The sequence below is a fragment of the Escherichia sp. HH41S genome (assembly GCF_009820115.1).
GTDB classification, from domain to species: domain Bacteria; phylum Pseudomonadota; class Gammaproteobacteria; order Enterobacterales; family Enterobacteriaceae; genus Escherichia; species Escherichia coli_F.
In genome coordinates, this window is the sequence record NZ_VNXE01000003.1 from 56,733 (window position 1) to 80,609 (window position 23,877).

The window sequence follows — 23,877 nt, forward strand, 5'->3', positions numbered from 1 at the left end:
CATCCTCACGCACACGTCCGCTGCGTCCAGGTGCCGTTTTCCAGCGCCTGTACCGCCTGCTCATGGTCTCTGTAATACTCCACGGATTCGCGGGACACCGGTCCCTCATCACACTGAGTACCAATATAATAACCACGTACGCTGCGGAGAACCTGAAGGGGTAACGTATAACCGGCCTGTGCGGCCAGAATGCCATTTGGCTGTTGCATGGGAAGTTTCCTTAAAGATAAAGACAATAAGAAAACAGACCGCCCTGATGAGGCAGTCTGTTTTCATCAGGACGGTTGAGAAAAGTACGATCAGAAAGAGTTTTCTGCGTATTGCTGTTGCATGGTGCCGTTTTGCGGCGGCAGGGAGTCTGATTTTTCAGCCTTGTAAACCATCTCCTGGCCTATCTTGATCCAGTCCACCTTGATCAGGCGGGCCTTCAGGCTGACGCGTTGTTCACCGGCATGCTCCCCCTTGTTCAGGGTGAAGATGTCAGTGGACAGGTTGCTCAGCGTGAAGCCAAGCAGCACCTTGCGATCTTCATCCACCGCTTTCTGGCAGCGGGCAATCAGGGAGGTTGCCTCCTTACCGGCAACCGTGACATCAAAACGGACGTAGGACGGGCTGTCCGTGGGTCCGCTCAGCGCATTCACCACACAGCTGAGAAACGAGCCGTTCTGGTGATTCACCTGACGTACATTACTGAGATACCCCAGACCTTTGAGGGTCAGATTAAAGTATTCAGTTTTGGCAGTATTTACAGACATGATGATTTCTCCATGGAGTTAAAAAATGTGATGACGGAGAACATCACCGCCCCTGACGGGAGTGAATGTTCCCGTCGGGGATGCCGGATCAGCTGAATTCCGGCTGTCTGAACAGATAAAAAAGCCCTCATCGTCGCGTCATAATGCGCTTTTTGTGACGACATTCTGCTCTCAAGAGCGCGCAGATTTACCCCATTCACGTGGAATGCACCACCCTTTCAGGCTCAGGGGGTGTTGAATGCAGCCACCCGAAGGCGTTCCTCACAGGCTGCCGGAACATTGGTGGTCGTAAAAACGACAGTCAAGCCCGGTCATCTTTAAATCACCACAGACAAATGTCAACGCTAAAACAAATAAAAAAGGCACCGGGATTTCCGGTGCCTGAGGGGGATACCAGCCCCCGGGGTTAACTCTCATCATCTCCGGGGATAAATCCCGGCGCGGTTTTCACGGAGGGGATGCGCCTTGTAACCCCGCGAGTGTGCATTACGGGTTACCGGACCCTGGAGCTGCCCGCTCCACTGTGGTCAGCAGGGTATTGCATCAAAGCTTAACCACACTACCCGATCCTGAACAGGGAGAAATTAAGATTACTCCGTTTTAGTTTTTCCCGTTTTTTTTCGCCGCCCGGCCTTTTTCTGCGTGTTCACCACCCCCTTACACTCAGGATACCGCTGACAGCTCCGGAACAGCCCATGCTTTCCCTTTCGCTGCCGGGTTGGCCCCTGACAAAGCGGGCACGGCGGCGTCACCGGAACCGTCATACTGAAGGGCTGTTCCCGTCCGGATGAGACCAGATGACGCACCCACTGCTGCTGCCTGTCCATAAAGGTATCCAGCGACATTCTGCCCTGTGCAATATCATCCAGAGCCTGCTCCCACAACGCCGTCATTCCCGGGCTGGTCAGGGCTTCCGGCAGGGCTGCCGTCAGCTCCCTGCCCCGTTGCGTTGACCGGATATGCTTCCCGCTCTTCTCCAGATACTGCCGGGCAAATAACACCTCCAGCACACCGGCCCGCGTGGCCTCCGTCCCCAGACCTGCATTCTCCCTCAGCACTTTTTTCAGCTTCGGGTCGCTGACCTGACTGGCAGCATTTTTCATGGCGGCAATCAGGGTTCCTTCCGTAAAAGGAGCCGGAGGTGACGTCATCCGATCCTTGAGTTCTGAACCACTAATCCGACAGTGTTCACCCCGTTCAAGCGCCGGCAACGCCATTTCCGTCGTCTGTTCATCTTCGCCTTCAGCAGCTTCTGCGGCCTCCCCGGAAAACAGGCCTCGCCAGCCCGTCACCACATTCACTTTCCCACGGACTCTGAACAGTTGCCCGCCGAGCGTCAGTGTTGCATCGGTAATATCAGATTCCTGCAGGGGCAGGAACTGGGCCAGATAATGCTGACGGATGAGCTGATACACCTTCAGTTCATCCTCACTCAGTGCCCTGATATCAAAGACCTGCCGGGTCGGAATAATGGCATGGTGTGCCGTAATCTTTTTGTCATTCCAGATACGTGAAACAAAACCGGGATCGAGCTGCGCCAGAACCGGCGTCAGGGCGGGATCTGAGCGCGCCATTGCCGCCAGTACCTCCCGGCTTTCCTGTTGCATGGATTCAGGCAGATAGCCACAGTCCGTCCGGGGATACGTCGTGGCTTTGTGCGTCTCATACAGGGACTGCGCGATATTCAGCACAGTCTGCGCCCCCATACCAAATTTCCGGGAGCAGGCCTCCTGCAGTGTACCCAGCGAAAAACAGAGCGGAGCCGGTGTTTTTTCACGCTTCCGGGTCACCTCATGCACCACCGCTGACGGTGTCTGCTGACACAACTGAAGAACGGCCCGGGCCGCCTGAACGTTCACACACCGTTTCTCTTCATCGCAGTACTGATCTGCCGCCACCCAGACGGCCCGGAACCGGATCCCGTCTTTCTCCAGCCCAACAAACACCTGCCACCAGGGGCGTGGTACAAAACCGGCAATCTCCTGATCCCGTCTGACCACCATGGCAAGTGTCGGCGTCTGTACCCTTCCGACGGATAACACATCCGGGATCCCCGACGCCCGGGCTTTAAGGGTATACAGGCGCGTCAGGTTCATCCCGATCAGCCAGTCAGCCTGACCACGGGCCAGGCCGGCATCATACAGACGGGCCGTCTGCTCACCGGGCAGAATATTTGCCAGCGCCTCCCGGACGCTGGCCTCATCCAGGGCTGACAGCCACAGCCGGCGGACTGGCCCCCGGTACCGGCAGTACGCCAGCAGTTCCCGGGCGATGACTTCTCCTTCCCTGTCCGCATCCGTGGCGATCACCACTTCAGACGCACGCTTCAGCAGGCGGCTGATCACCGTAAACTGGGATTTCGTCTGCGGTTTAACCGTCATCTGCCAGTTTTCCGGCAGAACGGGAAGTGACTCCATACGCCAGGGAACCCCGAACTGCTCCCCGTACGCTTCCGGAGCCGCCAGCTCCAGCAGATGCCCCACAGCCCAGGTGACCGTGACAGTATCACCTTCAATACAGCCCTCTCCCCGCCCGCTGAGCCCCAGCACCCGGGCAATATCCCGCGCCTGTGACGGTTTTTCACACAAATAGAGTTGCATGGTACCTCCGCTGTATTATTTCAGGGGCGGAGAAAAAACAGAGCGTTTTTTACCGCTCATGATATCCGGATCCGGTTGACCAAAACGGCTGACAGCCACCCTGCCCTTCTCCGTGCCGGATAAAATATCCTGCCGGGTGGCATGAACCGTTTTGTAGGACTGCGCCACACCATACACCTTACGGACAGCGTGCCCCCCGGTATCCAGTATGTTGTCCCGCTGCGCCCGCGAAATCAGCCCGTAGTGAAAGGCATGAAACGCTTTCATGACCAGTTCGTCATACCCCACAAGCAGCCAGACGCAGCGATACCCCAGCGGAGAGCTGCTGAAAACATCAATGTTCACGGGCGAAGATGATGCAATATCAGAGATCACGATATTACCGGGAATACTGTTCAACACCGCCTCCAGCCCGGCGACCTGCTGACGGATCTGTTCCGATGCCTGCGATAATGCCTCTTCCAGCCTGACCAGCAGCATATCCGCCCAGGGATTATCACGCTCCGCATCCCGGGTTGCCTGCCCGGCCCGGGCAATGACCTGAGGCATGCTGATGATACCCGGACGGGGTTTACCATCACCGGAAACCTTCTCCGCTTTGCGCCCTTCCCACAGGCGAATGGCATAATGGGTGTGTAACAGAATGGACAGCGAAGACTGCAATGCACCGGCCCGGACTTCTTTCTGGTCCTGTTTATTTTCGCTCATATCAGTTCCTTATAACGATCAGGGATTAAAGTGTGATCGTCAGGACGAAGCGCAGAAGGAACAACAGAAAACCAGATTCAGGCCACAGAAAAATGGGGAAGAAAGGGAAGCTCAGTACACCGGTGCCCGTGATCCAGCACCGGTGAGCATCAGATCATACCGATATCAGAAACGATAAGTGAGCCCGGTGAAAAAAAGCCCATCCCATGACTTAGCGACAAGTATTTGGTTTTCCCCTGTCCTCCGGTCCCTTTATGCAATACTGGCTTTTCCCTGAAACAAACAGGGTCTGGCAGGGCCGGGGAAACACAGCATCCTGTCAGGGCATTTCCGGCTGACGCCGGGCTTCGGCGGTTTACCGTCAGATGTTCCAGGATATTCGGTGCCGCCGCCTTCCATGCTGCTGACGCAGCATAATTTTTACACTCTGTTGGCACTGCCAACACTGGTTAATTTTTGCTCTATGCTGCCCCGAGCAACACTGCCTAATTTTTGCTCTCTGTTGCCCCGGACAACACTGTTTAATTTTTGCTCTATGTTGCCCCGGACAACACTGTCTAATTTTTGCTCTCTGTTGCCCCGGACAACACTGTTTAATTTTTGCTCTATGTTGCCCCGGGCAACACTGTTTAATTTTTGCTCTCTTTTGCCCCGGGCAACACTGATTGATTTTTGTTCTCTGAAAACGTGGAGCACAACGCCATCACCGGGCTCTTATCGCAGAACGGTTACGCAGGGAGGCCCGTAACCCTGCCACAATGCCACTCAGACGTTCTGCTGAAATGGGTTCTGTACGTTTCCGGGTGACAACAGGTTGCGAAGTGGAGCGATCTCCTGCTCCCGCCTGCATGGGAGCCGATACAGCGACGCGCTGTTTCTGTTTCGGCGGATAAAAATTTCCCTCCCGGGCACGCTTCAGCACCGCAAGCAGCCAGCCCACCGGGTTCTGCAGTGACTGACTGCCCAGCACCCCAGACAGGCTTTCCAGTACACCCTGTGCCAGCGCTTCCGGCAACGCCTGCAACTGGCTGGTCAGCATAATGGCATCTTCCTCCCTGATTTGCCCCGTCAGCGACGCCGGCAGTACGTACGTGTTTTTAATCACACTGTGTGTGATATTACGTACGTAATGGTTCGGTTCCCGGACTCTGTGATAACCTGCTGATTTTCCTGATGGTTCGGAATCCGAACTCTGTCTTTTTTGCCCCATTTTTTTACCCGGTTCGGTTTCCGAACTCAGCTTTTCCGGTGCCGAACTCAGTGTTCTCACCACCGGTTCGGTTTCCGAACCCGGCCGCATTCTTTCCTCCGTCACCCGCTGACGGGCAGCCATCTGCCCTGGTGTCTGGGCACTTCCTATCCGGGCTTCCAGCTGACTGATATGGCTGTGATAGTGGCGCATTCCCGGATCATTTTTTATTTCACCCAGAATATCCCGTGCCGTCTGACTGATGGTCCGGTTCCGGCTCATACAGGCTTCTGCCACTATATCCAGATAACGCGGATCCATCGCCTCTGCATCGCAGAACGTCAGGGGCTCGTCATGCTGGGCGTAAATGTTTCCCCGAACCCGGCCTTTATCATCACGTACCCGTTTACACAGGCTCAGCCAGCCCGTGATCCGCAACATCAGCAATACCCGGCTGACGGTTTCTCTGGAAGCTTTTCCCTTTCCCGGGGATGCCAGCTGCAGTTGCAGTTCGTCATAAGTGGGAAAAATGGCCCCCTCATTATTCTGTGCATACAGCCGGATCATCATCCATGCCATCTTGTCCAGCGGTGAAAGACGCGTATCCAGCAACAGACGACGCGGAATGGCATCGTGCACATTGCCGGTGAACAACAGTCCGCTGCGTATTCGCCCCTCCTCCTTCCGGGCTCCGGTGGCCATACGGTGCTTCATTTTTTCCAGGGTATACGCAATCAGGCTTTCCGCTGGTAACGCCATAATCACCTCATTCAGTAGCGGCAATATCGCCGCTTTTTATCCGGTACAAAAATGCTTATTACAGCCCCCTGCTGGATGCAGGGGGCTGGCTAAACATTTTCGATTAATCCTTAATCCCTGTGTCATTTTGCTGCTTCACACCAATGCCGGCGTCGGTTCTGGCGTAAACAATAACGCCGTCATCAGGACGTTTACGCAGCAGGCATATTCCCGGTCCGGGCCAAAGTGCAATAAATCGTGACTCTCTATTCTCAAGCCGCCAAAATGCTCTCCTGCTCATAACACCAACCGGACGCAACGTTTCTTTCTCTTCCTCCAGTTCTGCAATACGCTTTTTTGCGGCTTCCAGTTCATCCAGCAGATCGGCTATAATATCCACTTCCCTGGGACGAATTTGACGCTTAAACGCAGCCAAAGCTTCATCACAATCAACCTCTGCGTTTGGGCTATCCGGGATAGCCTCATTCCACGCCAGCATCGACTGATAGTTTTGCGCTGCCTCACGCAGTGCCTGATAATGAATACTGTTCATTGATTGCCTCCTGTTTTTCACCCCTTAACACCCTGCGAGAACCATCATCCAGTTCCCACGCAATTTCACGTTTTACCCGTTCACCGGAAATACATGATGCACAGGGTGAGTAATGCCCACATCCATGATAAGAGGGTGTATACTGCGATTTTCCGTTCTGCATCTTCCAGTTCCGTCACCAGTTCCACAATCACGTCAATTTCCTGATCACCAATGGCCTTCCTGATGTTTCCGGCTGCAGCTGCTAATTCCCGCTCAGCGCCCGGACTGTGTCTGTCTGAACGACTCCACGACAGCACATCCTGATATCTTTTTACCGCCTTACTTAACGCCTTCCAGCTAAGCTCATTCATGGGAATCAATTTCCTGTGCAATACCTTGTCGTCAACAGGGCCGGCCCCGATACTCCGGTCCGGCCTGCACGTTTCATTTACGTCTGGCAGTGTTATAACGCTCATGGCTGAGCAGTTCCCAGGTCTCTCCCCGGTTACGGCTCAGCAGACGCCAGGCGCGTCCGACGTTTATCTTGTAATAACGGGTCCCCCGGTCATTCAGTTGCCGGTAATTACGCACACCCTGCCGGAACAGACTGACCATCTGAACTGCCTTACGACAGCAGGCTGGCGGCACACACGGGCTGGCCAGAATGCCCGGTGCCAGTTCTGTCATTTTCATGACGCATTCCTTACCGGCTCCGTCTGCCGGTCAGTACACCATCCCCTTACTGCGTGCCAGATAGCCGTCAGCGGGATATTCATCTGCTCCGCAGCCAGCATCATGACATCCAGTCCGTCCGCACTCTCCACATCCGTGATGCCCGCCTTCTGCCATAACCGCCACAGCTCTGCACTTTCCTCATCGCTCAGCGTGACGCCACGTCCCGGACGAACATCAATACCGGCAATGCGCCGGCGCGCCGCAACATCCACACTGGAAAGTCCAAAGTAAAACGCCATCAGCTCAATGGAGCCACCCAGCGCCAGTGCACGGTCAATGCGCTGCAGACGTTTCTGCTCCGTCCGGGCCTGCTGCAGCATACGCAGCAGATTTTCATGATTAATGTCCAGCCGGATAACCGACACTTCCGAGTTCGACAGGTAATGGATTTCCTCAATGGTCAGTCCCTGCAGCATCTGCATTTCCTCCCGGGCCAGTCCCAGAGATTCACAACGACGCAGGTAGCCACTCTTGAGGTCCATCACCAGTTGCATCAGCAGGCCGTTGGTTGCCTGAGATAAGCTGTTATTCATGACGCCTCCCGTATCATCAGCCCCGGCACCATCTGGCGGGCAGTTCCCCCCACACCATGATGCAGTGAGGCATTTTTCCCGGCCTCATACCCCTGCCAGCGGGCCAGGTCACCGCCGCGACAGGCTTTCACCTCCCGGGGGTCCACCGTCTCCATCTCCTGCAGCTCCAGCCAGAGGCGCATCAGCCGGCTTTCCTCTTCTGTCACACTGAATGGCCTCACCACCTGACGAACGCCCTGAACCCAGCCATCACGGAACTGAGCAGCCCGGGCGCGGCGGGTGCTCAGTTTCAGCCGCCGGCTCTGTGTACGGAGATACGCATCCGTTGCGTCCCTCAGCTGACGGCACAGAACATCAAACGCATAAGCCGCCACCTGAGGACGTTCACTGAAACCGTAAAACGTCACACACCGACGATACCGGCCTCCGGGCATCAACCGCCAGTCGTAATACGCCCTGCAGCCAAATGTCTGTGACACCACCATGACCAGACGAAACATCCACGCCGGAACTTTTTCAGCCTCAGAAGGTGCCCCCTGTGATGAAGACGTCTGTACCGAAGAAAGTCCGGCATCCTGCTCCGTGATACCGTGTTTCGCCATCAGCTGTTGCGCCCTTGCAAGCGCCAGCCCGGCCTCATGGGCATTGCTGTTATTACGGCTCAGCTCCAGCAGTTTCCTGACCCGTCTGACCAGACGCTCCTGATGCGACATATCACTCATCACTTTCATCCTCCTCATCATCTTCGGGTAACACACTGCGCTGCAGGGCGCGCAGACGGCGCAGCACACTCAGAAGACGCAGCAGCTTCACGGCATGTTCATCATCCAGCAGTGGCCATGCCTCCGGCGCACTGCCACCTGTCAGCAGGTCTGTCAGACTGACGGGAGACACTGTCAGCGGTGCATCACCGGTCAGCCCCACCAGAAATGCCGTCACCGGCGAACATTTCTCCTCTGCAGTCCCGAAACCAGCCGACAGGTCACTTTCCCTGTCCATGGCAATTTCTTCAGCACAGCCGGCAGACTCAGCCAGTTCCCATGCCAGCCGGAAGGCCTCATTCTGCAGATGCTCGATATCATCCCGTCCTTCAGCAAAATGCGTCACCGATGCGGGAAGGACATCAGGTGTTCCGGACGGCGCTGTATCGCCGGTCATAACGGATGGCACAGCGGACCCGGCAATACCCGTTTCCACCGCATCACCACTGAAAACCGGCTCGCCACCGTACATATCCGGCTGTATCTCTGAACGCCGAACTTTCTCAGCAGAAGAAGACACCTTGTCTGCACGCTCCTCGGGGGAAGGAAGCCCACATTTTTCAGTGTGGTCTGTGTCAGAAACAGCGTTCTCCGTTCGGGCAACACCATGCTGTCCGGGCTCAGTATCAGGGGCAGAGATTTCCGGTACCGGCTCTGCGTTCGTATCCGGCAGACGCTCCGGTGCCTCAGACCGGGTACGGAATACCGGTGCACCTGACGGCACTGTGCCACTGTCACGGACTGAAGGCGGTACCACCACCGGTTCCGGCTCACCAAAATGGTGACGACGGTTCCGCTCTTTTGGATCCAGCTCCAGCAGCCACCGGTCATAGTCCAGGGAGGGATGTGGCAGCGCCTGCAATAAATCTCCAATCAGCTCATCGCGGAACATCTCCAGTGACCACAGCTCCGGCGAATTAAACTTCCGGCAGCTTTCCCCGAACACACGGTCAAATTCCGCATCCGTGCCGGACGCCAGCGCAAACTGCCCCCAGACACGCTCTGCGTCCTGACGAAGTGCCAGCAGTGCCGTAACCTGATGTCGCCCCAGTCCTGACTCCATCAGTTCGGGGATCCAGGGGTACAGATATTTCAGGGCGTTCTCCATCCTGCTGATACTGGAGGCGTCAACCGGCAGTCCCTGCTCCGTCAGTAATGACGACAGCTCCCGCATGGACACGCTTTTGTTTAACTGCTCTTCATAAATCAGGCGCGCCTTGTGGATGCCCTGCGCCTTCTCAATAAAGGTCAGTTCACCGCGAACTTCATTTTCCGCCAGATGACCAATCACACACTGAAGCCGTCCCGGCCAGGGTTTGAACAGCACATGAATACGGTAAAAACGCGGGTCCCCCGTTTCTTTCCAGAGTTCCGTCAGTATCTGGTAACGGGTGTTTCCCCCGTCACTGAAGATATACACATCCGGCTCACTGTCCGGCATACGGGTGACTTTGGGCACCGTATCCAGCCCGCGGGCGTGAATGGAGTTTTTGATGTCGTCATAACGCGGATTGCGCGTGGTGCGCGGGTTATCCGGATTCGGACGTAACTGGTCCAGCGTCAGAATCATGGGGGTTTCCCCCAGCGCCACCACATTACCGGCGGCACTGGCCTGACGACCGGGCTGCATAATGGCAGCCCCGAGATTCAGTGGCTTGTGTGCCATCACGCATATCCTCCCTGCCCGTCATTTTCAGAGGGCGTAAACAGTGTGTAACGACCGTCGAACCTGACCCGTACCGTGCCTGTGGGTCCCTGACGCTGCTTGCTGACAATGATTTCAGCCTCCCCCTTTGCCAGTGAATCGGGGTTATAAACCTCGTCGCGGTAAATAAACATAATCAGGTCAGCATCCTGCTCCAGTGCCCCGGAATCACGCAGGTCACCGTTATTGGGGCGTTTATCTGCACGCTGTTCCACCTGACGGTTAAGCTGGGAGAGGGCCAGCACCGGACACCCCAGCTCCTTCCCCAGCGCTTTCAGGGAACGGGAAATTTCAGCAATTTCCTGTGTGCGGTTCTCCAGCTCCGGCGCCCGAATCAGCTGCAGGTAATCCACCATAATCAGAGCGGGTTTACCGTACAGGCGGGTATAACGGCGGGCACTGGCACGCAGCGATGATGGTGTCTGCTGGCTGCAGTCATCAATTATCAGGCGCTCACCCAGCGTATCCATACCTCCGTCACCCAGCGCCATGCCAACCGCAGATGACACCCTCGCCCAGTCCTCATCATCCATGTTGCCACTGCGCAGATGATTCAGTTCCACACGTCCCAGCATGGAAAGCATGCGCAGAATCAGTTGCTCCTTCGGCATCTCGATGCTGAATACCAGAACGCTCTCTTCTGTCCGTCGCCGGGCGGCACTGATACACATGGACAGCGCCAGAGACGTTTTCCCCATTGACGGACGGGCAGCCAGCAGGACCAGGTCACCGGGCTGCAGGCCACAGGTCATCTCATCCAGACAGTCAAATCCCGTGGGGGTACCGGTCACACCGCCGGAACCGAGCACACTTTCCAGTTGCTGCAGAACCGTATCGAGCGCGGATGAAAGAGAGGCTTCCGTGCGCTCCCGGAGCGTCCTGTTCTGCGCAAGTGCAAACAGACGCCGCTCTGCAGCATCCAGCACCTCCCGTGATGTGGCGTTCGGTGCCGCCACATCAGCAATCAGGGTGTTTCCGGTGGCCTGTAACTGACGCAGAACGCTTTTCTCCACCACAATGCCCGCATAGGCCATGATGTTGGCCGCAGAAGGTGTGTTCTTGCTGAGCTCGGCCAGATAGGCAAAACCACCCAATAGGTCCAGCCTGCCCTGATGTTCCAGATGCTCTGACAGTGTAATCAGGTCCAGAGGCTGTCCATTCACCGCCAGTTCAGACATGGCACGGAAGATGGCCCGGTGCGGAGCCACATAAAAATCGTCAGGACTCAGCATCAGCACCACTTCATCCCAGCGTTCATTCTCCAGCATCAGGCCCCCCAGAACGGCCTGCTCTGCTTCGTATGCACAAAGAACTGACACTTCAGCCATGGCGTACCCTCCCCCTCTGACTGCCGGAAACCTGGCTATGTGAAAAAAGGAAAAAGGGTGCCGGACGTACAGTTGTCGGGAATAAAATCCCGGTAACTGTCTGTACGTTTTCAGACCGGTAAGTTTGCCGACCCCGGTCAGAAGGTACGGACAGCATCCGTTCATTCATAACAAGTTGATTTAAAGGAAAAATCTTATGAATACAGAAAAACAACTGCCGTCCGGCATTGAATCTGAAGTGAAATACACCCTGCAGTTCTGGCTGCTGAGTAACGGAAAAGTCATGACGGAAAAAGACGGGCTCTGTAACCCCTTTCCCCCGAACTGTATTGAATCGGCTCATCCTTTCACTCCATTTCAACACGTTGAGAAAAAAGCGCTGCCTGACTGGCTGAGAGCATTCCACACTGACGTTTCGCACTTGTAAAAACACGTTCAGCCCGACGGGTCATATTTTCCAGCCACCCGTCGGGGAAAATGTCAGCACCATCACGGGGAAACAAAATCGCTTTCCATTCAGGGTATGAGCGCGGAATACCTCCGGAAGCATTCCGGCTCAGACAGCGACTCACAGTGCAGGCAGCACGGAATGCATATGTTGCGATGCTCTCATCATATGTTGCGGTGTTCTCATTATTGCCTTTCTGCAGTTCCACCCGCTCTTCAGCATCAAATGCCAGTGCAGCAAGGCTTGCCCAGCACATGCAGTTCACTGAATCTCCCGGAACGCGCTGCAGCTCCCGGCGCACCATATTGACCTCCGCACTGAAAAAAGCGCTCTCATCGCCTTCAAGGGCAGCCAGATGCAGCGGAAGCCAGACCTGACTGAACCATTCGCACATCCGTTCCCGGTTACTGACGGTCATCACTGTCTCCGGGCGGGAACCGTCCTGAAAAACATGTCCGGTGCGTGGGGAACTGTATGAAACATAATCACCGTGCACCGCAATGACCGGACGACATGACGCCGGAATCCCCACACGACACCCACTGGCAATCCGGGTCATCAGCAGGTTCAGTTCAGCCAGTAATTCAGGGCGGGTTAAGACCGCCGGAACCGGAGAATATTTCACTGAGGAAGACATTCTTTCACCTCCATATCTCTCAGCCCGCCAGGTGCGTCACTTCCCCGCAGATAACCGGAAACCTGGCTGTGTAAAAAAAGGAAAAAGGGTGCCGGACGTACAGCTGTCGGGAATAAAATCCCGGTAACTGTCTGTACATTTTCAGACCGGTAAGTCTGGCGACCCCGGACAGAAGGTACGGACAGCATCTTTATATTCATAACCAATTGACTTAAAAAGGAAAAAAGATGAATGCAAATCATCAACAACTGCCGTCCGGCATTGATGACTTCGCTGCGAACAAAGGTGCGTGTTACAGAAACACTCATACCACCTCCTTCGTTTTTCGCTTTTTGCCGGTAAAACCACATGAAAAAAGCTGGTCATGCCGCTGACGACGCTGGCGTTCCTGCAAAAGAAAGGTGTCACAGCCGGAGCACAGCCCCAGCCCGCTCTCATGATTCACCTTCACCCACTGCCGGGTGTCCTGACCTGCAGCATCACCAAACCGCACACCGGAATAACCACATCCGACGCACACTATCCGTCCACGCCTTGTCAGGGATTTAAACGACGGCTTTACCATTGGCGTATGCCTCCGTGTTCCAGTAATTCATCAAAAAACTCACTCCACTCCGGCAACAGCTCACAGGCCAGGCTGTGCATGGTGACCAGCGCAGAATCACTGCGACGGGCAGACGCTTTTTCAAGACGGTGCACCGGCTGGCCGGCTGCGTGTCCCTGTTTGTAAATATTCAGGTCATAAATCTGTGTTGAAAGCAGGGTGACCGCGCCTTCTGGTAGCACTTTGCTGTAGCGACCTGAGTTAATAATGTCGGTCAGCTCCGCCAGTGTTTGTCTGGCCAGCGCCGTATAATCCATGCAGTTAACCAGGGTGCGAACTTTCGGCAGGGGGATACCCAGTTCACGGTAGGGCAACAGGTTTTCCATGACATTGACTGTGCCACGAATGAACTCACGCACATCCGGCAGAACCGGATTCACCATCCCCACCACAGACTCCGTGGCAGACAGCACAATCATTTCCAGCATGACGGAACGCGCGCCCTGTGAATCCACCACAATGACGTCATAGCTCTGGAAAAGCGGATGCTGGAGCACATTACGCAGACGGAGGCGACCATCCGGTGCATGAAGCATGGCCGTTTTCAGTTGTTCATGGGGGTCATTGGAGACTATCAGGTCAAGGCCGTCGATAGCCGTGCGGGAGATGATGTTGTCGGGATGACTGAGGTCAGCCGTGCGCATCAGTAATTCAAAAAGACCGGCCGGCGCTTCATACGTCAGCGGAAAGATATTGCTTGCCGTGGGCTGGGCATGGTCTCCGTCTATCAGCAGGGTACGGAGGCCGGCATCCGCCAGAAAACCGGCAAGATTAGCAGACTGGGTTGATTTTCCTTCGCCACCTTTGGTGGACACAACGGGCAGAATGTTCACTGGCACACTCTCTCTTTAAAATGTGCAACCAATGAACTACACTGAAGACTCCTGTCTGACAGTCCGGATTACCCGTGAAAGCCAGAACAATGGGATTGAAAATCCCCGTGTCCTTGGTTCGATTCCGAGTCCGGGCACCACTATTCTAAAGAACCCGCCCACAAGGCGGGTTTTTGCTTTTGGATCTGACAATAACCTTCACGAAAAAACTTAGCTTATAAGGGCTGGGGGAATTACTCTCGCCACGTTAACGAGAGTAATTTTATTGATATTAATCTCCTGATACTTTATCCCCGTCCAAACTCCAGCCGCTGCACATTCACCATCCCAGTCTTCTCACCAGCGCTGACATCAATTTGTGTCACCCGCAGCGCATACTTTTCATCCAGCGCGTTTAACCAATTCAGCAGGTCATTAAACACCACAGGTTCTATCCAGACTTGAATATTCTCCCCACGCTCGGCTATCCGTTTGATGACCACCGAGTGCGCGGAAGCACTATCACTGATGACCCGCGATACCTGCGCAGGCGTTGTTGTGGCGGAGTTTCGCGCTGCAATAATATCCGGCGCGGCGCGCTTCAGTCGGGTGTTCATTGCCTCCAGTTGCTGCAACATCGTCTCCTGTTGCTCAATCCGTTCGCTCAGCGGTTGCCAGATGAGGACGTAATATCCGGCACTAAACAGGAACACTACCGCAGCCAGTAACATGCCCTTTTCGCGCGGAGAACGCCCCGCTAGGTGTTGTGCCAGCCAGTGTTCGCCACGGCTTAACTGGCGTTCACGCCATTGCTGAAAATAGTGAATAAATTTATCGCGTAACATGTTATTTCCTCCGCAACGTTACGCCGCCGGAAACCGCATCACCCTCTTTCTGTAACGCGTCCTGTTGCACAACATAATCTGCCGCCAGTGCGCTACGCAGTTTGTCGAAACTGGCAAAGTTCGCGGCCCGCAACTGAAGGTGGAGCGTCTGGCGTTTTTGATCAAAGGTGAAACCACGCATTTCGATGTCGGAAAGTGATGCTGATTTCAGGGTGCTGGCTATCGCTGACAACTCGGCGAGCAGCCGGGTATCATCGGCCTGCGGGCGATATTTTTTCAGCGCCATCGTCACCTGGGAACGCAAATTCACAATCCGCTTCTGCTCCGGGAACAGTGTTAAGAACTTTTTTTCCGCCTGGGTGCGGCTTTGCGCCACCTGTTCGCTGATGCTCCATAACGTCACGCCCCGTTCCACTGCCAGCGCAACCAGAATCAGCAATATCGGCAGAATCATCACCCGCCAGCGCGCCCACTGTTTTCGGTAGCTGACCCGAGGCTGCCACGGCCCTGTTAGCAGATTCCCTTCCGGTTCGCCATAAATGGTAATGGCGGGCAGAGCCGTAACGGTCAGGCGTTCGGCGTCCGCACCAGCCCATGCAGACAGTTCTTCCGGAGCAATGCCGACCACGGTTAGCGAAAGCGGTAAATCCTGCTCATTGCACTGTGCGCGGAACATGACCGGAGTCAGCGCCCGCCCGGCGCTCCATCCCCGGCACTCATTGATGCGGCAGATAACCCGTTGCGCATCGCCAGCCATATAGCCACAAGGAATGGACATCCAGTCCGGTGCAACGGTGGCGCGGGTAATGCCGTTTGTCTGCAACCACTGCGCAATGTTGCGCATATGCTGCTGGTGAATCACTGCCACGGTTGCCTGTTGCTGGTCGATTTTCAACGCGGCAAAATGCAGTTCGTCGATATCCTGGTTCAGCTCTTCTTCCAGTAAGGCGGGCAGAATAGTTGGTATCTGCTTGCGGGGGACATCAGGCAGTTCAACCTGCCAGACGCTGATCCATTCGCCGGGAATGTAGAGTCGAATCGCATCAGTTTGCAGCCATTGCTGGAGACGTTCGTCAGCAACGTCAGGCCAGATGCCGCACTCCACGTCGGCGGCACGACGCTGCCAACGGATGGAATCAGCGGCGCAAAGCGGGAAAAAAATCTCAAGCATGGAACTCACTCACTTTCTCCTGTCTGATGCCTGAGAACAGAAAAGTGTTGTGGGCCCATGCGGACAATTAACGAATTCATCGTCAGTTCAATCTCATTCACGGTGATATCTGAACGCAGCCAGAAGTAATTGCTGTCCACGCTCAGGACGGTTTTTAGCTGTTTTTTAGTACGTTCATCGACGTCAGCAAGTAGCGGCTGTGCAAGAAACTGATCGACATCTTCCCAGCCCTTCGCCGGACGTTGTTGTAATAACGCCCGCGCCTGAACAGGGCTTAACCACGGGTCAAACAGCGCCTCAAGAATCACACTTTGCGTGACGTCCAGGGTGTTGATGTTGATTTGCTGGTGGGTCATCGGCAGCGCACAGACCAGCGGTTTGAGTTTTTGATAAAGGCCGGCGTCCATTCCCTGTACCACGCGCATTTCGCTGATATCGGTCAGCGGTTGATTGGCGGCGTAGAACGGTACCGAACGGGCGAGATACTCGCTGTCTTCACGGCCCAGACGCGTCTGCACGCTGCGGTCTTCGTCAATAAATTCCCACAGGCTTTCGGCTATCAGTTCGGCCCGATAAGCAGGCACATCCAGGCGCGAGATCAGGGCAATCAGTTGTTGTACCGCGAGCGGACGCGACGCCGTTGTTGGTTGAGCAAGGGCATTCAGGTTAAAGCAGGCCTGAGCGTCACGCAGAGTGACGGCAATTTGCCCCTGCGGCAGTGGCAACAAACGAGGGCCGGAAGCCCACGGCTGCGCCAGATGCACGCGCTTTTCATTTTTCAGGCTCAGACTGAGTGCGCTCAGCGCGAGGCTTTCTGCACTGGCGCTATACCACAGCGCCTGCTGGTACTCCTGCTGGCTGCGCGTTCGCCCAAGTTGTTGCTGCATCCGCCCGGAAAGCGTGATGGTTACCAGCATCATGACCGCCAGCAATACCAGCACTACGACCAGTGCCATTCCGCGTTTTGGTGGTGAGGTGATCATGATAATTGCGGCCCGCGTAACAACCAGATGCGTTCAATCTCGCCCCATTGCGGCGAATGCAGAGTCATGCGCACTGCCACAGGGATCGCCTGCACTGATGACCAGGTTTCCTGCCAGCGAGTGCCGTCGTAAAACTGCAAACGAAGTGAATCCGCCGGAATCAACTTTTGCGTTGTTGGCTTCACGCTGCCTGCGGCATCGGTCAGCGGCCAGGCTAACCGTTCGAGATAACCGTCATGAATGCGGTAACCGACGGTGAGCAGATTACTGCGCGGCAGACGCATCAATGGATTAACCACACCGCCACGCACAAAGCGCATCCCTTCACTCTCAGACGCCAGCACGCCAGCGCCCGCCAGTAACGCTGGTTCACGCTGGCCCTGATCGCCTCTTACCGGACGCGGCATCATTTGTGTCAGATCGTGGGTCAGAAAACTCATCGTTTGCTGCATGAGGTTCAGTTTTTGATCGTATCCGGCGACGGAGCTATTCACGCGTGTGACGCCGTTTGTCACCTGCTGTGCCATCAGTGCCAGTGAGGCAAAAATGGCAATTGCCACCAGCATTTCCAGTAATGTGAAACCTGCGCTAATCTTTTTCATTGCTGGCCTCCCACGGCGCTAAACCAGGCGCGTCGTGACTGAATCACCGACGAAAAATCTTCGTGACGGCTGACTTCAATATCCACCGCCTGGAGCAGCGCGTTGCCTGTACTCAGCGGTGTGGTTCGCCAGAACCAGCGGCTTCCTGCCATATCGCTCTCGCCCTGGTGCCTGAGCGCCCGTTGTTCGCGGGTCATCAGGTAGAGCAGTGCGGTCTGGTTTTCAGCTACCCAGCCCGCTACCGTTTTTTCCTCAAGGATTTGCTGATTACTCAGCGCACCGCTGGCAATCTGTAACACCGCCGTGGCAGCCAGCGCAAAAATCGCCAGCGCGAGCATCACTTCCAGCAAGGTAAATCCGCGCTTCATGGCATCCTCTCATCACATTGATTGAGGGATAACGCGCCATCGTGCGCCAGCTTTACCGCCCAACACGCGTTTTGCGCCGCCGAGTAGAAGCGCAGCGTAAACGGCGCGGCGGGTTCAAAAGGCGAAAAACGGATCTGCGGCGTCTTCTTTTTCGCCTCTTTTTGCAGCTCCAGTTCAATATCGTGCAGCGTCAGGCGACGGCGTTGCAGCTCCAGCGCATATTCCTTCTGCCAGATATCACTGCCGGGTTGTAGCAGCATTTGCACCTGTTTCGCCACCGTAACCTGTGCCGATAAGCGGGTCGCGGAAACGGGCAACCACTGCCCGTGACGACGCTGCATAAACTGATAACCAGGCGGGTCGATTAGCACACCGAGTGTTTGCCCTTCGATCACTGCCCTGTCCTTAAACTGCGCAAAGCGAGTCAGAAAATCCTGCGCCGCTTTTTTCGCGGGCGATTCAGAACGGCTCGCAAAAGTCTGTACCACGCCCGCACTGGCAAGGCCGATAAGGAAAATCACCAGCATGATTTCCAGAAGTGTGAATCCGCGTTTGGGCACTGATTACTGAAACTCCTGCAAATTCCAGTTACCGATATCTGCGCCAGCACCTTCCCCGTTTTCCTGACCATCCGCCCCTAAGGTGTAAACATCAAACAGTCCTTTTTCACCCGGGCTGAGATACTGATAATCATTGCCCCACGGATCCTTTGGCAGCCGTTTGATGTATCCACCAGGACGGTAGTTGCGGGAGTCCGCCATATTGGCCGGTTGCTGGATCAGCGCCTCAAGCCCCTGTTCGGTGGTCGGATAACGCCCGTTATCCAGTCGATACATATCCAGCGCGTTCTCCAGCGCCACGATATCGCTGATGGCTTTTTGCCGATCGGCTTTCTCTTTGTTGCCCAAAAGATTAGGCACCACCAGACTTGCCAGGACGCCAAGAATAACAATCACCACCATCACTTCCAGCAGGGTAAAACCTGCCCGTGGTCTTTGTGTGCGGGATAACGAATTCATGTGATAACTCCGTAAATTACATTCCAACCATATTGTTCAGTTGCAGCATCGGCTCGAGGATGGCGATGACGATAAACAGCACCACACCCGCCATCATCACCACCAGAGCAGGCTCAAACAGCCCCAACGCCAGCCCCACCTGGGTATCAAATTCCCGTTCCTGGTTGACTGCGGCCTGTTCAAGCATGGTTTCCAGTTCGCCGCTCTGTTCGCCGGAGGCGATCATGTACAGCATCATCGGTGGGAACAGGCGCAATTCCGCCAACGCAGCGCGCAGGCTGCTCCCTTCGCGGACGCGATCTGCCGCCAGCAGCAGTTGTTGTTCGACATAGCGATTTGCCGACACGGCGGCAGCGGTCTGAATGCCTTCCAGTAGCGGAACACTGCTGGCGGTGAGGATGCTTAACGTGCGGGAAAAACGCGCCGTATTCAGCCCGCGCGCAACACGCCCCGTCACGGGCAGGCGCAGCAAGGTTTTATCCCAGCGCAGGCGCATAGCAGGATTTTTGAGTAGCCGTTGTACCAGCACCAGAAATCCCAGAAGACCCGCCAGCCAGTAAACGCCGCTGGTCTGCAACGCGTCGCTCATGGCGATAAGAGCGCGGGTGGAGGCAGGCAGCGCGTGTCCGAGATGATCAAACTGTTCGATAATTTTCGGCACCACCGCAGTCAGCAAAATAGTGACCACGCCCGTTGCCACCACCAGCAGTACCAGCGGATAGAGCATGGCCTGCAGCAGGCGTGATTTCAGGCGCTGTCGCTGTTCGGTGTAATCCGCCAGGCGATTGAGTACCACGTCGAGATGCCCGGATTTTTCTCCGGCAGCCACCATCGAACAAAACAGGGAGTCAAAGACGCGGGGATGTTCGCGCAGGCTGTCCGACAGGGTGTAACCTTCCTGAATCCGGCTGCGTAGCGCCATTCCGAGGCTTTTTACATGCAGTTTTTCACTTTGCTCACTGACCGCCTGTAAGCAGGTTTCCAGCGGCATTGCTGCCTGCACCAGCGTTGCCAGTTGGCGAGTGAACAGCGCCAGATCTGCCGCCGCCACGCGACGATGTGCGTGCCGCCGACGCTGCAACATTCCCCCTGCCGATGCATTCATCCGGGCTTCAATGTGCACGGGAATGAGGTCTTTACCGCGTAACAATTGACGGGCATGACGCGCGGAATCCGCCTCAATCATGCCTTTGGTTTTGCGACCATTACGCTGTAACGCCTGATAGTAAAACAGTGCCATTACGCCTCCATCGTTACCCGCAGCACTTCATCGAGAGAGGTTTCTCCGGCAAGCACTTTCTCAATGCCGTTGCTGCGGATACCCGCAGAGTGTTGCCGGACATAACGTTCCAGCTCCAGTTCCCCGGCCTGACGGTGGATCAAATCACGCAATGTGGCGTCTACCACGATCAGCTCATGGATGGCAGTACGCCCGCGAAAACCTTTGTGATTACAGGCGGAGCAGCCCTGCGGATGGTACAGCGTGACGGTACGCACGTCGGTAATCCCCAGCAGGCGTTTTTCTTCATCAGTGACAGGCGCGGGCTGGCGGCAGTCGGTGCACAGTGTGCGAACAAGTCGCTGCGCCATCACGCCCGTCAGGCTGGAAGAGAGCAGGAAAGGCTCAACGCCCATATCCTGCAAACGCGTGATCGCCCCCACCGCCGTGTTGGTATGCAGCGTGGAAAGTACCAGGTGTCCGGTCAATGACGCCTGGACGGCGATTTCTGCGGTTTCGGTATCGCGGATTTCACCGACCATCACCACATCCGGGTCCTGACGCAAAATCGCGCGCAGGCCACGGGCGAAGGTCATGCCGACGCGGGTGTTAACCTGTGTCTGACCGATCCCTTCAATCATGTATTCGATGGGGTCTTCAACCGTGAGAATGTTGCGCGAGTGGTTGTTCAGCTCCTGCAATCCGGCGTACAGCGTGGTGCTTTTGCCGGAACCTGTCGGCCCCGTCACCAGAAAGATGCCGTGCGGTTTGTGCAGTAGCTGGCGCAACTGCGCGGTCAGTTCATGGCTCAACCCCAGACGCTCCAGCGTCAGGCGGGCCTGGTTTTTGTCCAGCAGTCGCAGCACCACGCGCTCGCCCCAGGCGGAAGGCATAGTGGAGACACGCACGTCAATCGCCCGACCACCCAGCAGCAGCGCAATACGGCCATCCTGCGGTACGCGCTTTTCGGCGATATCCAGCCGCGCCATCACCTTAATACGTGATACCAGCAGCGAGGCCAGTTTGCGCCCCGGGCGCAGCATTTCATGTAATGTGCCGTCAACACGAAAACGGATCACCAGACTCTTTTCAAATGTCTCGATGTGGATATCCGAAGCGCCTTCTTTAATCGCCTCTGCCAACATGGCGTTGATCAGTTTGATGATTGGCGCATCGTCGTCACTTTCCAGCAGATCTTCCGTTTCCGGCAGTTCTTCAGCGAGGGTAAAAAAGTCCTCGGCGGAACCGAGATCTTCCATCAGCTGGCGAGCTTCGGAAGAGTCCCGCTGCCAGACCGCATTCAGCCGCTGTTCAAATTCGGTCTCGTCGATTTGCCTCAGCGTAAAAGACGCGTTCAGCCCCCGCTGCAGCTCCTGCAAAACAGAGAGCGACAACGGATGAACGTGGAGGATCTCCAGCGACGCTTCGCACCATGCCACCAGGCTAAACCGACGGCTGAAACTGTAGGGCAGACGCACGGTGTTAGCGGTGGTTTCCTGTGCTACAGGCACCATTAACGCGTTCTCCCGGCATTAAGGAACGCGCGAACTTCCGGCGGTAAGGCCTGATTTTGCGCTGGCAGTACCGGCTGCGCGGTGTGCGGCATCAGGCTTAAGCCTTGCTCATCGCGATAGATCTGCTCAGCGCGCATGTAGTTATATTTGCGCTGCGACACGCCGTCTGCCGCCATACCGTCACGCAGAATGGTCGGACGGATAAACACCATCAGGTTACGTTTTTCTTTTTTATCCGCCGTCGATTTAAACAGGTTACCAATCAATGGGATATCGCCAAGCAGCGGCACTTTCGCCACGCTTTCTCCCGCCTGGTCGTCCATCAGACCGCCAAGCACAATTAGCTCACCATCGTTAGCCAGCACGGTGGTTTTCAGTTTGCGCTCACCAAACACCACGTCGAGGCTGGTCTGTCCTTCCACCTTCGACACTTCCTGCTCAATCACCATCTGTACCGCGTTACCTTCGTTAATCTGCGGCGTGACTTTCAGCATGATGCCGACTTTTTTCCTCTCTACCGTGTTGAAAGGATTGCTGTTATTGGAGCCAACGGTAGATCCAGTTAATACCGGAACGTCCTGGCCCACCATGAAGAAGGCTTCCTGGTTGTCCAGCGTGGTGATGCTCGGCGTGGAGAGCACGTTCGAGCTGGAGTCGTTTTTAACCGCCTGTACCAGCGCCATCCAGTCGCCTTTCACCACGCCAACCGCCGTACCGCTAAAGCCAGAAAGAAGCTGGGCGAGCGTGGAGAGATCGCCGTTAGTATCCGGGTTAATGGTGGTGGCACCGTTTTCGCTGATCACCGTGGAGCCTTTCTGCGGTTTCGCCTGAGAAATGGCTGCGCCCAGCGTACCGATAGGGATCTGCGTACCGTTAGCAAACTGCATTAATCCGGCATCTTTCGACGCCCACTGCACGCCGAAATTGATATTGCTACCTTCGGCAACTTCCACGATCAACGCCTCGACGTGCACCTGAGCACGGCGAATATCCAGTTGTTCAATCACGCTTTGCAGCGACTGCATGATGTCCTGCGGCGCGGTGACAATCAGGGCATTACTGTGTTTGCTGGCGGCGATGGAGACAACCTCACGCCCGCTACCAACCGTGCCTTCCGCCTCTTCTTTAGCCGCTGTGAGCGTGCCGCTGACCTGTTTCAACACATCGACCAGATCTTCGGCTTTGCTGTATTTGAGATAGAACACCTGGCTGTTGCCGCTGCGCTCCATTTCTGAGTCCAGACGACGGATCAGGCGGCGCATTTTGTCCCGCGTGGCCGGGTCACCACTGACAATCACACTGTTGGTGCGTTCGTCGGCGACAATCTGTGATTTCAGCGTTGCAGGCTGGTTCTCGCCGCTGTTTTTAGTCAGGCTTTCCAGCACGCGGGCAATTTCCGAGGCCGAGGCGTTATCCAGCGGGATCACCTCTTCGGTGCGGTTTCCCGCATGATCCACGCGCTGGATCACTTCCGTCAGGCGCTCCACGACGGAGGCGCGTCCGGTAAGCATAATTACGTTGGAGGGATCGTAATTAACAACGTTGCCTGAGCCTGCGCTATCGATCATCTGGCGCAGGATCGGCGCCAGCTCGCGTACCGAAACATTACGTACCGGCACTACTTTGGTGACCATTTCATCGCCCGCGTAGTTGTCGCTGCCTTCACCGACCAGCGGCAGCGGCTCGACTTTCGCGGCGCTGGATTTCACCACCTTCAGAACGTCGTTTTCCATCGGTACGACCGCATACCCCTGTGCTTCCAGCAGGTTAAGGAATAACTGGTAATACTGGCGTTCATTGAGCGGAGTCATAGTGCGAATACTCACTTTCCCCTGAACGCCCGGCCCCATAATGATGGTTTTATTAAGGTTAGCGCCGACGGTTTCGATGAACGATTTCAGGTCGGTATCTTTAAAATTAGCGGTGAAAGTGGCTTCTTCCGCCCAGACCGGTGAACTGCATAATGCCGCTGCCAACACCAGCGGCAGTAAACGCTTTTTTGTTTTGAGGCCAGTTGTCTTCTTACGCCAGACCGACAACGTAATATCACGCCAAAACACGATGAATG

At 55.6% G+C, this 23,877-nt stretch carries 27 protein-coding genes and 1 tRNA gene; 1 reads left to right on the forward strand and 27 read right to left on the reverse strand.

Annotated features, from left to right (window positions below):
• Nucleotides 1-5: 5 nt before the first annotated feature.
• From FQZ95_RS00305 to FQZ95_RS00385, 17 genes are all read right to left on the reverse strand, one after another.
• Complete coding sequence (locus FQZ95_RS00305) at nt 6-209, reverse strand: hypothetical protein (protein WP_160529754.1); 204 nt, start codon at nt 207-209, stop codon at nt 6-8.
• A 90-nt stretch (nt 210-299) separates the two neighbouring features.
• Nucleotides 300-755 carry an STY4534 family ICE replication protein gene (locus tag FQZ95_RS00310; RefSeq protein ID WP_000115787.1) on the reverse strand — a complete coding sequence of 152 codons (456 nt, stop codon included), beginning with the start codon at nt 753-755 and terminating at the stop codon, nt 300-302.
• A 590-nt stretch (nt 756-1,345) separates the two neighbouring features.
• Complete coding sequence (locus FQZ95_RS00315; protein ID WP_160529755.1) at nt 1,346-3,355, reverse strand: DNA topoisomerase III; 2,010 nt, start codon at nt 3,353-3,355, stop codon at nt 1,346-1,348.
• Between the two features lie 15 nt (nt 3,356-3,370).
• Nucleotides 3,371-4,063: a PFL_4669 family integrating conjugative element protein gene (locus FQZ95_RS00320; protein WP_160529756.1), complete on the reverse strand. Its 693-nt coding sequence runs from the start codon at nt 4,061-4,063 to the stop codon at nt 3,371-3,373.
• A gap of 420 nt (nt 4,064-4,483) precedes the next feature.
• Nucleotides 4,484-4,759, reverse strand: coding sequence for a hypothetical protein (locus FQZ95_RS00325; RefSeq protein WP_160529757.1), 276 nt, complete (start codon nt 4,757-4,759; stop codon nt 4,484-4,486).
• Nucleotides 4,760-4,766: 7 nt separating this feature from the next.
• Complete coding sequence (locus FQZ95_RS00330) at nt 4,767-6,011, reverse strand: STY4528 family pathogenicity island replication protein (RefSeq protein ID WP_069723019.1); 1,245 nt, start codon at nt 6,009-6,011, stop codon at nt 4,767-4,769.
• Between the two features lie 103 nt (nt 6,012-6,114).
• Entirely contained in the window at nt 6,115-6,543 is a 429-nt protein-coding gene (locus FQZ95_RS00335; protein ID WP_069723020.1) for an ead/Ea22-like family protein, read from the reverse strand.
• A gap of 80 nt (nt 6,544-6,623) precedes the next feature.
• On the reverse strand, nt 6,624-6,896 hold the full coding sequence (locus FQZ95_RS00340; RefSeq protein WP_069723021.1) for a hypothetical protein: 273 nt from the start codon (nt 6,894-6,896) through the stop codon (nt 6,624-6,626).
• A gap of 73 nt (nt 6,897-6,969) precedes the next feature.
• Nucleotides 6,970-7,218, reverse strand: coding sequence for a ParE family toxin-like protein (locus FQZ95_RS00345; protein WP_000784282.1), 249 nt, complete (start codon nt 7,216-7,218; stop codon nt 6,970-6,972).
• Nucleotides 7,215-7,793, reverse strand: a complete 579-nt coding sequence (locus FQZ95_RS00350) for a DUF2857 domain-containing protein (protein WP_047656184.1) — start codon at nt 7,791-7,793, stop codon at nt 7,215-7,217. The genes FQZ95_RS00345 and FQZ95_RS00350 overlap by 4 nt, the downstream gene beginning before the upstream one ends.
• Complete coding sequence (locus FQZ95_RS00355) at nt 7,790-8,515, reverse strand: DUF2786 domain-containing protein (RefSeq protein WP_069723022.1); 726 nt, start codon at nt 8,513-8,515, stop codon at nt 7,790-7,792. The genes FQZ95_RS00350 and FQZ95_RS00355 overlap by 4 nt, the downstream gene beginning before the upstream one ends.
• Nucleotides 8,508-10,220 (reverse strand): ParB family protein, encoded by a 1,713-nt coding sequence (locus FQZ95_RS00360; protein ID WP_160529758.1) that lies wholly within the window; start codon nt 10,218-10,220, stop codon nt 8,508-8,510. Before FQZ95_RS00360 ends, FQZ95_RS00355 begins: the two co-directional genes overlap by 8 nt.
• Entirely contained in the window at nt 10,220-11,587 is a 1,368-nt protein-coding gene (gene dnaB-PI / locus FQZ95_RS00365; RefSeq protein WP_160529759.1) for an SPI-7-type island replicative DNA helicase, read from the reverse strand. The genes FQZ95_RS00360 and dnaB-PI overlap by 1 nt, the downstream gene beginning before the upstream one ends.
• Before the next feature lie 347 nt (nt 11,588-11,934).
• The gene (locus tag FQZ95_RS00370; protein WP_069723026.1) at nt 11,935-12,672 is read right to left on the reverse strand and encodes a hypothetical protein; all 738 of its coding nucleotides are present in this window, start codon (nt 12,670-12,672) and stop codon (nt 11,935-11,937) included.
• Entirely contained in the window at nt 12,657-12,980 is a 324-nt protein-coding gene (locus FQZ95_RS00375) for a hypothetical protein (protein ID WP_237427942.1), read from the reverse strand. Before FQZ95_RS00375 ends, FQZ95_RS00370 begins: the two co-directional genes overlap by 16 nt.
• Nucleotides 12,977-13,237, reverse strand: coding sequence for a hypothetical protein (locus tag FQZ95_RS00380; protein WP_069723027.1), 261 nt, complete (start codon nt 13,235-13,237; stop codon nt 12,977-12,979). Before FQZ95_RS00380 ends, FQZ95_RS00375 begins: the two co-directional genes overlap by 4 nt.
• A complete protein-coding gene (locus FQZ95_RS00385) occupies nt 13,231-14,109 on the reverse strand; it encodes a ParA family protein (RefSeq protein ID WP_001023817.1) in 879 nt (292 codons plus the stop codon). The genes FQZ95_RS00380 and FQZ95_RS00385 overlap by 7 nt, the downstream gene beginning before the upstream one ends.
• A 61-nt stretch (nt 14,110-14,170) precedes the next feature.
• Between FQZ95_RS00385 and FQZ95_RS00390 the strand changes: the two genes are divergently transcribed.
• Nucleotides 14,171-14,249: transfer RNA gene (locus FQZ95_RS00390), tRNA-OTHER, on the forward strand.
• Between the two features lie 147 nt (nt 14,250-14,396).
• On the opposite strand, the gene yghD is transcribed toward FQZ95_RS00390, so the two are convergent.
• The 10 genes from yghD to gspD are packed head-to-tail and all read right to left on the reverse strand — an operon-like array spanning nt 14,397 to nt 23,869.
• Nucleotides 14,397-14,933, reverse strand: coding sequence for a GspM family type II secretion system protein YghD (gene yghD, locus FQZ95_RS00395; RefSeq protein WP_105287669.1), 537 nt, complete (start codon nt 14,931-14,933; stop codon nt 14,397-14,399).
• A 1-nt stretch (nt 14,934) separates the two neighbouring features.
• Entirely contained in the window at nt 14,935-16,113 is a 1,179-nt protein-coding gene (gene gspL / locus FQZ95_RS00400; protein ID WP_160529760.1) for a type II secretion system protein GspL, read from the reverse strand.
• The gene (gene gspK, locus FQZ95_RS00405) at nt 16,110-17,087 is read right to left on the reverse strand and encodes a type II secretion system minor pseudopilin GspK (protein WP_105287671.1); all 978 of its coding nucleotides are present in this window, start codon (nt 17,085-17,087) and stop codon (nt 16,110-16,112) included. The genes gspL and gspK overlap by 4 nt, the downstream gene beginning before the upstream one ends.
• Entirely contained in the window at nt 17,084-17,689 is a 606-nt protein-coding gene (gspJ, locus tag FQZ95_RS00410) for a type II secretion system minor pseudopilin GspJ (protein ID WP_105287672.1), read from the reverse strand. Before gspJ ends, gspK begins: the two co-directional genes overlap by 4 nt.
• The gene (gspI, locus tag FQZ95_RS00415; RefSeq protein WP_105287673.1) at nt 17,686-18,057 is read right to left on the reverse strand and encodes a type II secretion system minor pseudopilin GspI; all 372 of its coding nucleotides are present in this window, start codon (nt 18,055-18,057) and stop codon (nt 17,686-17,688) included. Before gspI ends, gspJ begins: the two co-directional genes overlap by 4 nt.
• Complete coding sequence (gene gspH / locus FQZ95_RS00420) at nt 18,054-18,617, reverse strand: type II secretion system minor pseudopilin GspH (RefSeq protein ID WP_160529761.1); 564 nt, start codon at nt 18,615-18,617, stop codon at nt 18,054-18,056. Before gspH ends, gspI begins: the two co-directional genes overlap by 4 nt.
• Before the next feature lie 3 nt (nt 18,618-18,620).
• Complete coding sequence (gene gspG, locus FQZ95_RS00425; protein ID WP_001087303.1) at nt 18,621-19,076, reverse strand: type II secretion system major pseudopilin GspG; 456 nt, start codon at nt 19,074-19,076, stop codon at nt 18,621-18,623.
• A gap of 16 nt (nt 19,077-19,092) precedes the next feature.
• Nucleotides 19,093-20,316 (reverse strand): type II secretion system inner membrane protein GspF, encoded by a 1,224-nt coding sequence (gene gspF, locus FQZ95_RS00430; RefSeq protein WP_105287675.1) that lies wholly within the window; start codon nt 20,314-20,316, stop codon nt 19,093-19,095.
• Nucleotides 20,316-21,809, reverse strand: coding sequence for a type II secretion system ATPase GspE (gene gspE, locus FQZ95_RS00435; RefSeq protein WP_160529762.1), 1,494 nt, complete (start codon nt 21,807-21,809; stop codon nt 20,316-20,318). The genes gspF and gspE overlap by 1 nt, the downstream gene beginning before the upstream one ends.
• Complete coding sequence (gene gspD / locus FQZ95_RS00440) at nt 21,809-23,869, reverse strand: type II secretion system secretin GspD (RefSeq protein WP_000498829.1); 2,061 nt, start codon at nt 23,867-23,869, stop codon at nt 21,809-21,811. The genes gspE and gspD overlap by 1 nt, the downstream gene beginning before the upstream one ends.
• Nucleotides 23,870-23,877 lie beyond the last annotated feature (8 nt).

Bases quoted from the DNA above. Each gene is read 5' to 3' on its own strand.
- FQZ95_RS00305 (WP_160529754.1), bottom strand. From the start codon at position 209: ATGCAACAGCCAAATGGCATTCTGGCCGCACAGGCCGGTTATACGTTA.
- FQZ95_RS00310 (WP_000115787.1), bottom strand. From the start codon at position 755: ATGTCTGTAAATACTGCCAAAACTGAATACTTTAATCTGACCCTCAAA.
- FQZ95_RS00315 (WP_160529755.1), bottom strand. From the start codon at position 3,355: ATGCAACTCTATTTGTGTGAAAAACCGTCACAGGCGCGGGATATTGCC.
- FQZ95_RS00320 (WP_160529756.1), bottom strand. From the start codon at position 4,063: ATGAGCGAAAATAAACAGGACCAGAAAGAAGTCCGGGCCGGTGCATTG.
- FQZ95_RS00330 (WP_069723019.1), bottom strand. From the start codon at position 6,011: ATGGCGTTACCAGCGGAAAGCCTGATTGCGTATACCCTGGAAAAAATG.
- FQZ95_RS00335 (WP_069723020.1), bottom strand. From the start codon at position 6,543: ATGAACAGTATTCATTATCAGGCACTGCGTGAGGCAGCGCAAAACTAT.
- FQZ95_RS00340 (WP_069723021.1), bottom strand. From the start codon at position 6,896: ATGAATGAGCTTAGCTGGAAGGCGTTAAGTAAGGCGGTAAAAAGATAT.
- FQZ95_RS00345 (WP_000784282.1), bottom strand. From the start codon at position 7,218: ATGAAAATGACAGAACTGGCACCGGGCATTCTGGCCAGCCCGTGTGTG.
- FQZ95_RS00350 (WP_047656184.1), bottom strand. From the start codon at position 7,793: ATGAATAACAGCTTATCTCAGGCAACCAACGGCCTGCTGATGCAACTG.
- FQZ95_RS00355 (WP_069723022.1), bottom strand. From the start codon at position 8,515: ATGAGTGATATGTCGCATCAGGAGCGTCTGGTCAGACGGGTCAGGAAA.
- FQZ95_RS00360 (WP_160529758.1), bottom strand. From the start codon at position 10,220: ATGGCACACAAGCCACTGAATCTCGGGGCTGCCATTATGCAGCCCGGT.
- dnaB-PI (WP_160529759.1), bottom strand. From the start codon at position 11,587: ATGGCTGAAGTGTCAGTTCTTTGTGCATACGAAGCAGAGCAGGCCGTT.
- FQZ95_RS00370 (WP_069723026.1), bottom strand. From the start codon at position 12,672: ATGTCTTCCTCAGTGAAATATTCTCCGGTTCCGGCGGTCTTAACCCGC.
- FQZ95_RS00375 (WP_237427942.1), bottom strand. From the start codon at position 12,980: ATGAGTGTTTCTGTAACACGCACCTTTGTTCGCAGCGAAGTCATCAAT.
- FQZ95_RS00380 (WP_069723027.1), bottom strand. From the start codon at position 13,237: ATGGTAAAGCCGTCGTTTAAATCCCTGACAAGGCGTGGACGGATAGTG.
- yghD (WP_105287669.1), bottom strand. From the start codon at position 14,933: ATGTTACGCGATAAATTTATTCACTATTTTCAGCAATGGCGTGAACGC.
- gspK (WP_105287671.1), bottom strand. From the start codon at position 17,087: ATGATCACCTCACCACCAAAACGCGGAATGGCACTGGTCGTAGTGCTG.
- gspJ (WP_105287672.1), bottom strand. From the start codon at position 17,689: ATGAAAAAGATTAGCGCAGGTTTCACATTACTGGAAATGCTGGTGGCA.
- gspI (WP_105287673.1), bottom strand. From the start codon at position 18,057: ATGAAGCGCGGATTTACCTTGCTGGAAGTGATGCTCGCGCTGGCGATT.
- gspG (WP_001087303.1), bottom strand. From the start codon at position 19,076: ATGAATTCGTTATCCCGCACACAAAGACCACGGGCAGGTTTTACCCTG.
- gspF (WP_105287675.1), bottom strand. From the start codon at position 20,316: ATGGCACTGTTTTACTATCAGGCGTTACAGCGTAATGGTCGCAAAACC.
- gspE (WP_160529762.1), bottom strand. From the start codon at position 21,809: ATGGTGCCTGTAGCACAGGAAACCACCGCTAACACCGTGCGTCTGCCC.